Genomic DNA, 12,019 nt, shown 5'->3' with positions numbered 1-12,019 from the left:
TCGTTGCGGGCGTTCAGGCCGAGCGCCGGGAACGAGCCGACCCCTTGGCCACACTCGCCTTCACCGCAGTCGTCTTCACCGCACTCGCCTTTGGCGCTGACGTCTTCACCGCACTCGCCTTTGGCGCTGACGCCTTCACCGCACTCGCCTTCACCGCACTCACCTTCACCGCACTCGCCTTCGGCGCTGACGTCTTCACCGCACTCGCCTTGACCGCACTCGCCTTCGGCGCTGACGTAGCCGCCTTCGTCTTGGCCGCGGTCTTCGCTACGGTCGCCGCTTGCACGCGCGCACCCGACGCGGCGGCCACCCTCTTCGCCGACTTGGTCGTGCGGGTGCCGCGGTTGGTAGCCAGGAGGCCGGCGAGGAACCGTCCGGTGTGGGATGCGGCGACCTCGGATATCTCCTCGGGCGTTCCCTGCGCAACTACCGAACCCCCTCCAGATCCGCCCTCAGGGCCCATGTCGATGACCCAGTCAGCGGTCTTGATGACGTCGAGGTTGTGCTCGATGACCAGGACGGTGTTGCCCTTGTCGACGAGGGACTGCAGCACACCGAGCAACTTGGACACGTCCTCGAAGTGCAACCCGGTCGTCGGTTCGTCCAGGACGTAGATGGTGCGTCCGGTCGATCGCTTCTGCAGCTCGCTCGCGAGTTTCACCCGCTGCGCCTCGCCACCGGACAGGGTCGGCGCCGGCTGGCCGAGCCGGACATAGCCCAGCCCGACATCGACCAGAGTCTCGAGGTGGCGCGCGATCTTGGAGATGGGCCGGAAGAATTCGGCCGCCTCTTCGATGGGCATGTCGAGGACCTCGGAGATGGTCTTGCCCTTGTAGTGCACTTCGAGAGTCTCACGGTTGTAGCGAGCACCCTTGCAGACCTCGCACGGCACGTAGACATCGGGCAGGAAGTTCATCTCGATCTTGATGGTGCCGTCGCCGGCACAGTTTTCGCAGCGGCCACCCTTGACGTTGAAGGAGAACCGGCCCTGTTGGTACCCGCGGACCTTCGCTTCGGTCGTCTCGGAGAACAACTTGCGGACGTGGTCGAAGACGCCGGTGTATGTGGCCGGATTGGATCGCGGGGTGCGGCCGATCGGTGACTGGTCGACACCCACCACCTTGTCGATCTGGTCGAGGCCGGTCACGCGCTTGTGCCGGCCAGGTGGCAGCTTCGCACCGTTGATGCGGTTGGCCATGCTGGTGTACAGGATGTCGTTGACCAGTGTGGACTTGCCGGAACCGGACACCCCGGTGACCGCGACGAAGACGCCCAAGGGGAACGCGACGTCGATGTTGCGCAGGTTGTGCTCCCGCGCCCCCTCGACGACGAGTTGACGAGACTTGCTGACCGGACGACGGATCGCGGGGATCTCGATCGCTCGGCGGCCCGACAGATACGCGCCGGTGATCGACGTCGGCGAGTTGAGCAGGTCGTCCACTGGGCCGGACACCACGACATGGCCACCGTGCTCCCCCGCCTGCGGACCGATGTCCACCACCCAGTCGGCGGTGCGGATGGTGTCCTCGTCGTGCTCGACGACGATCAGTGTGTTGCCGAGATCGCGCAACCGGACGAGGGTCTCGATGAGCCGGTGATTGTCGCGCTGGTGCAGGCCGATGGACGGCTCGTCCAGCACGTAGAGAACGCCGACCAGGCCGGCACCGATTTGTGTGGCCAGCCGGATGCGCTGGGCCTCACCGCCGGCCAGCGTCGCCGCTGCCCGGTCCAGCGACAGATAGTCCAAGCCGACATCGACCAGGAAGCCCAATCGTGCGTTGATCTCCTTCAGCACACGTAGCGCGATCATCTCCTCGCGCTGGCTCAGCCTCAGCTTGCCCAGGAAAACCGCGGCCTCGCCGATCGACAACGAGCACACCTCGGCGATGGACTGCCCGCCCAGGGTGACCGCCAGGATCTCGGGCTTGAGCCGGGTGCCGCCACAGGTCGGACACGGCACCTCGCGCATGTAGCCCTCGTACTTCTCACGGCTCCAGTCGCTCTCGGTCTCGGCGTGGCGGCGTTCCAACCACGGCACGACACCCTCGTAGCTGGCGTAATACGAACGCTCGCGACCGTAGCGGTTCTTGTAGCGGACGTGCACCTGCTCGGAGGTGCCGTGCAAGACCGCTTTCTGTGCCTTGGCCGGCAACTGCTCCCACGGGGCGTTGACGTCGAAGCCCACCAGGTCGGCGACGCCGACGAGCAGCCGCACGAAGTACTCGCTGTTCTGACCGGTCGCCCACGGCGTGATCGCACCCTCGGCCAATGACTTCTCCGGGTCGGGGACGAGCAGTTCCGGGTCGACCTCCTTGCGGGTGCCGATGCCGGTACAGACCGGACAGGCACCGAAAGGCGCGTTGAACGAGAACGAGCGGGGCTCGAGCTCGTCGATGGCCAGCGGGTGGTCGTTCGGGCAGGCCAGCCGCTCGGAGAAGCGGCGTTCGCGATCGTCGGATTCCTCGGGAAGATCGACGAAATCAAGGATGACCAGGCCGCCGGCCAGGGTGAGCGCGGTTTCGACCGAGTCGGTGATCCGCTGCTTGCTCGTGGCTTTGGCGGTGAGGCGGTCCACGACCACCTCGATGGTGTGCTTCTCCTGTTTCTTGAGCTTGGTGCGCTCCTCCAGCGGGCCGGTGAAGTCGGTCAGGGGCAGCACCGTGCCGTCGACCCGGACGCGGGAGTAGCCCTTGACCTGGAGGTCGTCGAACATGTCCGCATACTCGCCCTTGCGCTCCCGGATCACCGGAGCCAGCACCTGGAACCGCGTACCTTCGGGCATCTCCAGCACGCGGTCGACGATCTGCTGTGGGGTCTGCTTGCTGATCGGCTCCCCGCAGACCGGGCAGTGCGGGTGGCCGATGCGCGCGTAGAGCAGGCGCAGGTAGTCATAAACCTCGGTGATCGTGCCGACCGTGGACCGTGGGTTGCGCGAGGTCGACTTCTGGTCGATCGACACGGCGGGTGACAGGCCTTCGATGAAATCCACATCGGGCTTGTCCATCTGCCCCAGGAACTGGCGGGCGTAGGCCGACAGCGACTCGACGTACCGGCGCTGGCCCTCGGCGAAGATGGTGTCGAACGCGAGCGACGACTTGCCCGACCCCGACAGCCCGGTGAAGACGATCATCGCGTCCCGGGGCAGGTCGAGATGGACGTCTTTCAGGTTGTGCTCGCGGGCACCACGAACGATCAGGCGGTCAGACACAGACTTCTCTCTCAGAACTCAGATAGGGCGTTCGACTCGAACCAGTTCGAGAGTAATGGCGACCTACGACAACGTCGTCCCGCGCGCCTCCAGGGCCTCGAGCGAGCTGTGACCTTCACCTCGACGAGAGGTCGAGACATCGGGCGGTTGCTGGCAGGATCATGTGCATGCCTCGAACGATCGCCACCAACACCAGCGTCGAACTGGCCCAGCTGCTCGACTTCGTCCGGCCCCGCCATCAGATGATCCTCACCACTCGACGCAGCGACGGCCGACCCCAGCTGTCCCCGGTCACCGGGGGCGTCGATCCCGAAGGCCGGATCGTGATCTCCTCCTATCCCGAGCGAGCCAAGACCGCCAACCTGCGACGAGACCCGGCCGCGAGCGTGCTCGTGCTCTCCGACGATTTCGGGGGCGCCTGGGTCCAACTCGACGGCGCCGCCGAGGTCATCGACATGCCCGACGCTGTGGAGCCGCTGGTGGATTACTTCCGGTGCATCTCCGGTGAGCATCCGGACTGGGAGGAGTACCGCGAGGCGATGCGAACCCAGAACAAGTCACTCATCCGCATCACCGCCGAGCGCTGGGGACCGATCGCGACCGGCGGGTTCCCGGCGCGGCTGGCCGAGAGCTGAGCCGTACTGCTGAGCCGTACTGCTGAGCGGTGCTGCTGAGCGGTGCTGCTGAGCGGTGCTGCTGAGCGGTGCTGCTGAGCGGGCTGCCGTCAGGGCAGCTGCCAGTCCACCGGCTCGACCCCTGCGGCGGTCAACGCCTCGTTGGCGCGGCTGAACGGCCGTGACCCGAAGAAACCGCCGCTGGCCGACAACGGTGACGGATGCACGGACTCGATGCGCACGACCCCATCGAGCAACGGCCGCAACGACTGGGCCTGGCGGCCCCACAGGATCGCGACGAGCGGTTGAGGACGCGCGGCCAGGGCCCGCACGGCCTGCTCGGTGACCTTCTCCCAGCCTTTGCCCTGATGCGCCCCGGACTTGCCCGGTTCGACGGTGAGCACCCGGTTCAGCAACAGGACACCCTGCCGGGTCCAGGGCGTCAGGTCGCCGTTCGAGGGCACCGGCACCCCTAAGTCGTCCACCAGTTCGCGGTAGATGTTGGCCAACGACCGCGGGATCGGGCGGACCTCGGCCGCGACCGCGAACGACAGGCCGATCGGGTGTCCCGGAGTCGGGTAGGGATCCTGGCCGACGATCAGCACACGGACGCTCTCGAAAGGCTGCTGAAAAGCTCGCAGCACGTTTCCACCACTGGGCAGATATCTACGTCCGGCCGCGATCTCGGATCGGAGGAACTCCCCGGCGCCGGCGATATCGGTGGTCACCGGCTCAAGCGCCCGCGCCCACCCGGACTCCATGATTTCGGTCAGCGGACGAGTCGGCACGCCCGTCACGGTAGCGGGGCCGCCGAGCCATGAGCTGTTCACCCGGATCCGACGTGTCCCTGCACTGGTCAAAGCCCACGATCGCCGTAGGCTTGGAACCCGTCATGGGTACCTACACCATCACCACTCTGGGCGCGGCGACCGAGTTGCTCACGCTGCCGCTCGACCAACCCCTGGCGGAGTGGACCGACCCTCGAATCGTCCAGGTGCCCCGGGGCATCTCCAGGCACGTGGTGCGGTTCGTCCGGGCCCAGAACCAGATCTTCGCCTTCAAGGAGGCGACCGAGCGATACGTCATCCGCGAGCATCACCTGCTTCGCGCGCTGGCCGACGCCTCGGTCCCGGTGGTCGATGCGTTCGGCACCGTCACCGAGCGCACGGACACCTCCGGCGAGGTGCTCGGCAGCCTGCTCATCACTCGCCACCTGCCCTATTCGTTGCCGTATCGAGCCCTGTTCACCGAACGGTCGTTGCCCGATCTGCGGGCCCGGCTGCTCGACGCCCTGGCCCAGTTGTTCGTCCGCCTGCACCTGGCCGGGTTCTTCTGGGGAGACTGCTCGTTGTCGAACACGCTGTTCCGCCGGGACGCCGGATCACTTGCCGCCTACCTCGTCGATGCCGAGACCGGCGAGATGCACGAGCAGCTGACCATCGGTCAACGTACCCACGACATCACCATCGCGACCGAGAACATTGCCGGCGAGCTGATGGACCTGCAAGCGGGCGGTTACCTGTCCGAGGACGCCGACCCCATCGAGATGGCCATCGCGCTGCAGCCGCGCTACGAGAAACTGTGGACCGAGCTCACCGACGATCAGGTTTACTCGGCGTCGGAGAGTTACAAGATCGAGGAACGCGTTCGGCGGCTCAACTCCCTCGGCTTCGACGTCTCCGAGATCGGGATCCGGTCCGAGGACGCCGGGCGCACGCTTCGATTCGAGACCCACATCGTCGAACCTGGCCACCACGCCCGGCGGGTCTACGCGCTGACCGGGCTCCAGGTCCAGGAGAATCAGGCCAAGGGCATGCTGTCGGACCTGGCCCGTTTTCGCGCCAAGTGGATCGAGGGCGTCGGCCACGACATCCCCGAAGACCTGGCCGCCCGCAGGTGGCTCGACGAGAAGTTCTACGGCGTGCTGAGCATGGTGCCCGCAGAGCTGCGGAAGAAACTGCCCGACGCCGAACTGTTCCACGAGATCGGCGAGCACCGCTGGCTGATGTCCGAACGGCTCGGACGCGACGTCGGGCGCCCGGCCGCGGTCGAGGACTATGTACGCACCGTGCTGGCCAAACTGCCCGATGCATCGGTGCGGATCCTGACCGAACCGACTACGGAGGAACTGCCAGTGGTGGCCGAATGAACGAATACACGGGCAAGGTGGCCGTTGGCGGCCCGGCCGACGTGCGGGAACTGCCGCACGCCACGATCGCGAAACTCGCCGTCGGCCCGATGTCGAACAACGTCTACCTCATCCGTTGCCGATCCACCGGCGAGGCAGTCCTCATCGATGCCGCGGACGAACCGGAGCGGGTGGCCACCCTCAGCACACTCGGCGGCACTCCTGCGCAGACGATCCTCACCACTCACCAGCACGCCGATCACTGGCAGGCCCTGGCACCGACCGTGGCCCATACCGGGGCTCGGACGCTGGCCGGCGATGCCGACGCCGACGCGATCCCGGTTCCGACCGATCGTCGCCTCGCGCACGGCGAGCGGCTGCACGTCGGGGCGCTCGAATTCGATGTCATCGGGCTCCGCGGCCACACCCCGGGCTCGATCGCCCTTTACTACGCCGACCCAGACGGACACGGTCATCTGTTCACCGGCGACTCCCTTTTCCCGGGCGGGGTCGGTAAGACCGGGAACCCGGCCGACTTCGAGTCGCTGCTCGACGACGTCCAGGGCCGGATCTTCGACGTCTACCCAGATGAAACCTGGTTCTATCCAGGGCACGGCAACGATTCGACGCTGGGCGCCGAACGCCCCTCGGTGAGCCAGTGGCGAGCCCGCGGCTGGTAGTCCCCGGGCAGTGACGCAGACAACCGGCGAGCTAGCTCTCACCTGCTCCATCCGGCCGTGTCCGGGTGGCACCGTGAACCTGTGGGTGATGGCGTTCCGGTGACCGGATCCGAGCTCCACGCCGGGCACCGGGTCGGCTCAGCGGGATTCAACCGGCTCCAGTTGGCCATGGCGGGTGCGGCGCTGGCCGCCTTCGCCCTGCTCTACTGCACGCAGCCACTGCTGCCGGAGATCGGGCACGATCTCGGCGCGTCGCCGGCCCTCGCGAGCCTGTCCGTGTCGGCGACGACCGGCGCGCTCGCCCTGGCCATCCTGCCGCTGTCCAGCCTGGCGGAGTCCTTCGGTCGCGTTCGCCTCATGCAGGCGGGACTTGCCAGCGCCTGTGGGCTGGTGCTGCTCAGCGCACTGTCCCCCAACCTCGGCGTCCTGCTCCTGCTTCGAGCGCTGACCGGAGTTGCCCTGGCCGCGGTGGTCGCCGTGGCCATGGGGCACGTCGGCGACGAGGTTCATCCCAGCTCCCTCGGCTCGGCCATGGGTGTCTACGTAGCGGGTAACACCCTCGGCGGAGTGGGCGGCCGCCTGCTCGCCGCCGCCGCCGGCGACGCTGGCGGCTGGCGGGTCGGGATCGTCGCGGTCGGAATACTTGGCCTTGCGGCTTCCGCCCTGTTCTCGTTACGGGTACCGCCGCCGGTGCGCTTTTCTCCAGTCCCGCTGCGCTGGCGCAACCTGACCGCCGGGCTGCGTTCGCATCTGGCCGACCCGGGCATCGTTCGGCTGTGCGTGGTCGCGTTCCTGCTTATGGGCGGCTTCGTCGCGGTGTACAACTATCTGAGCTTCCGGCTCAGCGCCGCACCCTTCGGGCTCAGCCAGGGCGTCATCGGCCTGTTCTTCCTGGCCTACCTCGCCGGTACGGTGTCCTCGACCGCCGCCGGACGCGTCGCCGATCGGATCGGCCCTCGACGAGCGATCCTGCTCAGCATCACGATCATGGCGTGCGGGCTGGCGCTGACACTTCCGACGTCCGTTCCATTCGTGGTGTCCGGCCTCGTCGTGTTCACCGCCGGATTCTTCGGCGCCCATGCGGTCGCCAGCGGGTGGGTCGCCAGGCGGGCGTCGACCGCCCGCGCACAGGCCAGCGCGCTGTACCTGCTCGCGTACTACGCCGGGTCCTCAGTGCTGGGTGCGATGACCGGACTGGCCTACTCGGCCGGCGGTTGGACCGCCACCGCCGGCGTCGTCGGCTGCTGTCTCATCCTCGGCGGTGCTCTCGCAGCGTCGGTGAAATGATGCTGACCGCGCCCTAGACTGCACATCAGCATGTCCACCTCACCGTCAGAAGAGCCGCGAGAAGCCTCCTCCAAAGCGGCGCCGCACGTGCGGGCACCCTCGCCCTCGGCGGTCGATCCGGCGATTGCGACACCGGTGACGGCCGGCCAGCTACGGCAACGCCTCGAGGGTTTGACCCTGCTCGACGAGCATCGGCTTCGGCGCCGGCTGGACGCCTCCCGCCGTAAGGGCCGGGGCAAGCCCGAATCGTTGTCCAGCCTGGCTCGCGAGATCAGCCAGGCCGAGCGGCGGGTCGCCGCCCGGCGGGACCAGCCGCTCAAACTGGACTACCCCGAGCAACTGCCGGTGAGCCAGCGCCGGACGGATCTGCTTGCGGCGATAGCCGAGCATCAGGTCGTCGTTGTCGCCGGTGAGACCGGGTCGGGCAAGACGACCCAGCTTCCCAAGCTCTGCCTGGAACTGGGCCGCGGGGTGCGCGGGCTGATCGGGCACACCCAGCCGCGCCGCATCGCGGCCCGGGCGGTCGCCGAGCGGGTGGCCGAGGAGTTGCACACCGAACTCGGCGATCAGGTCGGCTACGCGGTGCGGTTCACCGACCAGGTGTCGGAGCGCACGATGGTCAAGCTCATGACCGACGGCATCCTGCTGGCCGAGATCCAGCGCGACCGGCTGCTGCGTAACTACGACACCATCATCATCGACGAAGCCCACGAGCGCAGTCTCAACATCGACTTCCTGCTCGGCTATCTGCAGCAGCTGCTCCCCCGGCGTCCGGACCTCAAGGTGATCATCACCTCGGCGACGATCGACCCCGCTCGGTTCGCCCGCTACTTCGGCGACGCCCCCATCGTCGAGGTGTCGGGCCGCGGTTACCCCGTCGAGATCAGGTACCGCCCCCTGGTCGACCCGGACGATCCGCGTGCGGAAGAGGCCGACCTGCTCGGGGGAATCTCCGACGCGGTCCGCGAGCTGCTCCGCGAGCCGGCCGGCGATGTTCTGGTCTTTCTCAGCGGCGAGCGGGAGATCCGCGACGCCGCGGACACGCTCGGTGGGCTCAACCTGCGCGACACCGAGATCCTTCCGTTGTACGCCCGGCTGTCCGCCGCCGAACAGCACCGGGTGTTCGCGCGGCACCAGAAGAGGCGGATCGTCCTGGCCACCAACGTCGCCGAGACATCCCTCACGGTGCCGGGAATCAAGTACGTCATCGACGCCGGCACCGCGCGAATCTCGCGGTACAGCAACCGCACGAAGGTTCAGCTCCTGCCCATCGAGCCCATCTCGCAGGCATCGGCCAAGCAGCGTGCCGGCCGCTGCGGGCGCACCTCCGACGGCGTCTGTATCCGTCTGTACGCAGAGGCGGACTTCCAGTCACGACCGGAGTTCACCGATCCCGAGATCTTGAGGACGAACCTGGCCTCGGTCATCCTGCAGATGGCCGCCCTGGAACTGGGCACAGTCTCGGACTTCGGTTTTCTCGACCCACCGGACCGGCGCCAGGTCAACGACGGGCTCGCGCTCCTTCACGAACTAGGGGCGATCACTTCCGACTCGGGGCAGGCCGCCCCGGCGCTCACGTCGCTCGGGCGGCGGGTCGCCCAACTGCCCGTCGACCCACGACTGGCGCGAATGATTCTGGAGTCGGCCGATCGTGGCTGCGTCTGCGACGTCCTCGTCCTCGCTGCGGCTTTGTCGATCCAGGACCCTCGGGAGCGACCGGCCGAGGCGCAACAGCAGGCCGACGCGGCGCACGCGCGCTTCGCCGACCCCAGCTCGGACTTCGTCGGCTACCTCAAGCTCTGGCTCTACCTGCGCCAACAGCAGAAAACCCTGTCCAGCAACCAGTTTCGTCGGATGTGCCGCAGCGAGTATCTGAACTACCTGCGCATCCGGGAGTGGCAAGACCTGTTCACCCAGCTTCGCCAGATCGCCAAAGGCATGGGCATGGCGGTCGGTAGCCAGCGGGAGGACGATCCGTCGGCGACGCAGGTCGAGCAGATCCACCGCAGCATGCTGGCCGGGCTGCTGAGCCACATCGGTCTCAAGGAGGGCCCGCGCGGCGATTACCTCGGTGCGCGCGGGGCAAAGTTCGCCATCTTCCCCGGTTCGGCGCTGTTCAAGAAGCAACCACAGTTCGTCATGGCCGCGGAACTGGTCGAGACGTCCCGACTCTGGGCGCGCACCAATGCCTCGATCGACTCGGTCTGGGCGGAGGAGCTGGCAAGCCACCTGGTCAAGCGCAGCTACAGCGAACCGCACTGGGAGCGCCGCCAGGCCGCGGTGATGGCGACCGAACGGGTGAGTCTGTACGGCGTCGCGCTGGTGGCCGGGCGCAAGGTCAACTACGCCCAGATCGATCCTGTTCATGCCCGCGAGGAGTTCATCCGGCGTGCTTTGGTCGAGGGCGACTGGGACACTCGCCACCACTTCTTCCGGGACAACCGCCGGCTCGTAGACGAGGTCCACGAGCTGGAGACACGGACCCGTCGACGTGATCTGCTGGCCGACGATGACACACTTTTCGCCTTTTACGACCAGCGCATTCCCCCCGACATCGTCTCCGGCCGGCACTTCGACGCGTGGTGGAAGAAAGCCCGACACCGCACACCCGAGCAACTTCACCTGAGCATGGCCGACCTGACGCGCAAGGGCGCTGAGATCGATGCCGAGCAGTTTCCCGACACGTGGTCATCGGGTTCATTCGACCTGGAACTGAGTTATCGCTTCGAGCCCGGCGAACGCAGCGACGGAGTCACGGTCACAATCCCGCTGCCGCTGCTCAACGATGCGGCCGCCGCCGGCCTCGACTGGCAGGTCCCCGGCTTCCGCAGTGAGCTCGTGACGGCACTGCTGCGCGGCCTGCCCAAGGCGATCCGCCGGCTCATCGTGCCGGTTCCCGACACCGCCGCCGAACTGGTCGGGGCGCTGCCCGTCGAGCTCACCGGGACGACGACGGACCTGACCCGCACCTTGTCCGACTCCCTGTACCGGCTGCGGGGGGTCGACGTTCCGCCCGAGAGCTGGGATCTGACCAGCCTGCCTGACCACCTGCGACCGACGTACCGAATCGTCGACGAGGCCGCGGTCGTGCTGGCCGAGGCCAAGGATCTGAGCGCGCTGCAGGCACAGTTCGCCCCGGCGTTGAGTGCCCAGCTGCGCACGGCAACGGCCGACATGGCCCGCGACGGACTTCGCGAGTTTCCCGCCGAAGGGCTGCCGCGGGTCGTTCAGCGAACCGCTCACGGTCACGAGCTCACCGGTTATCCCTCGCTCGTCGAGCTGGCATCGACCTCCGGGTCTCCGGCCGGGGCGGGGGCCACCGACAGCACCGTGGGCATCCGCGTGCTGGATACCGAGGCCGACCAGGCTAGCGCGATGTGGACCGGAACCCGTCGCCTGCTCGCTCTGACCGTGACCAGTCCGGCTCGCGACCTGCGGGCGGGCCTGGACACCCGGCAGCGGTTGCTGATGAGCCGGTCACCGCACGGCTCGCTGGATTCGCTGCTCGCCGACTGTGTCACCGCGGCGATCGACCTCCTGATGCGCCGTCATGGCGGGCCGGTCTGGACCCGGCCCGAATTCGATCGGCTGCAGGCCGATGTCCGCTCCGGCCTCCTAGGTGCGGCTCGCACGACCGTCTCGTCCGTGGCCTCGGTGATCGGCGAGGCTCAGCAGACCGAGCTTGCGCTGGGCGAGGCCGTGCCCCCGTCGCTTCGGTCGGTCGTGGCGGCCGAGCAGGCGCACCTGGCCCGCTTGATCTATCCGGCCTTCGTGAGCCGCACGCCGGCCCCGCAGCTGAGCGAGCTCCCTCGGTACCTCAAGGCCATCCAGCAGCGACTAATTGCGGCTCGCGTCAATGCCGCCCGGGATGCGGAGCGGCAGGCGGTGGTCGACGTCGTCGAGCGTGATTTCGCCGAGCTGGTGGAGCGCGCGGGTCCGCAGGTCGGGCCGGAAGCGCTGGAGGAGATCCGGTGGATGATCGAACAGCTGCGGGTGAGCCTGTTCGCGCAGCAGTTGGGGACGAGCGGACCCGTTTCGGTGAAGCGGATTCACGCCGCGATGGATCGGCTGGACCCTCGCTGAGCGCAGCGAAGGGAGCCGG

7 protein-coding genes are annotated in these 12,019 nt (G+C 67.6%); 5 read left to right on the top strand and 2 right to left on the bottom strand.

Annotated features, from left to right (window positions below; translation table 11 throughout):
- Window positions 1–13: 13 nt before the first annotated feature.
- Window positions 14–3,208 (bottom strand): excinuclease ABC subunit UvrA, encoded by a 3,195-nt coding sequence (gene uvrA / locus M6D93_RS09235; protein ID WP_249774061.1) that lies wholly within the window; start codon window positions 3,206–3,208, stop codon window positions 14–16.
- Window positions 3,209–3,375: 167 nt separating this feature from the next.
- On the opposite strand from uvrA, the gene M6D93_RS09230 reads away from it, so the two are divergent.
- Entirely contained in the window at window positions 3,376–3,843 is a 468-nt protein-coding gene (locus M6D93_RS09230; protein WP_249774060.1) for a PPOX class F420-dependent oxidoreductase, read from the top strand.
- An 89-nt stretch (window positions 3,844–3,932) separates the two neighbouring features.
- Here the strand turns inward: M6D93_RS09230 and M6D93_RS09225 are convergent, their stop codons facing one another.
- Window positions 3,933–4,610 carry a uracil-DNA glycosylase gene (locus M6D93_RS09225; protein ID WP_249774059.1) on the bottom strand — a complete coding sequence of 226 codons (678 nt, stop codon included), beginning with the start codon at window positions 4,608–4,610 and terminating at the stop codon, window positions 3,933–3,935.
- 104 nt (window positions 4,611–4,714) lie between these two features.
- Here M6D93_RS09225 and M6D93_RS09220 point away from each other — a divergent pair, with 104 nt between their 5' ends.
- The 4 genes from M6D93_RS09220 (at window position 4,715) to hrpA (ending at window position 12,000) form a co-directional block, all read left to right on the top strand.
- Window positions 4,715–5,971: a DUF4032 domain-containing protein gene (locus M6D93_RS09220; RefSeq protein WP_249774058.1), complete on the top strand. Its 1,257-nt coding sequence runs from the start codon at window positions 4,715–4,717 to the stop codon at window positions 5,969–5,971.
- On the top strand, window positions 5,968–6,630 hold the full coding sequence (locus tag M6D93_RS09215; protein ID WP_249774057.1) for an MBL fold metallo-hydrolase: 663 nt from the start codon (window positions 5,968–5,970) through the stop codon (window positions 6,628–6,630). Before M6D93_RS09220 ends, M6D93_RS09215 begins: the two co-directional genes overlap by 4 nt.
- Window positions 6,631–6,729: 99 nt before the next feature.
- On the top strand, window positions 6,730–7,917 hold the full coding sequence (locus M6D93_RS09210) for an MFS transporter (protein WP_249774056.1): 1,188 nt from the start codon (window positions 6,730–6,732) through the stop codon (window positions 7,915–7,917).
- Between the two features lie 30 nt (window positions 7,918–7,947).
- Window positions 7,948–12,000, top strand: a complete 4,053-nt coding sequence (gene hrpA / locus M6D93_RS09205; RefSeq protein WP_249774055.1) for an ATP-dependent RNA helicase HrpA — start codon at window positions 7,948–7,950, stop codon at window positions 11,998–12,000.
- Window positions 12,001–12,019: the final 19 nt, after the last annotated feature.

This window comes from Jatrophihabitans telluris (assembly GCF_023516435.1).
Classification (GTDB): Bacteria; Actinomycetota; Actinomycetes; order Mycobacteriales; family Jatrophihabitantaceae; genus Jatrophihabitans_A; species Jatrophihabitans_A telluris.
Note: the sequence above shows the minus strand (reverse complement) of the source record. Positions and strands in the feature narration are given on the sequence as shown.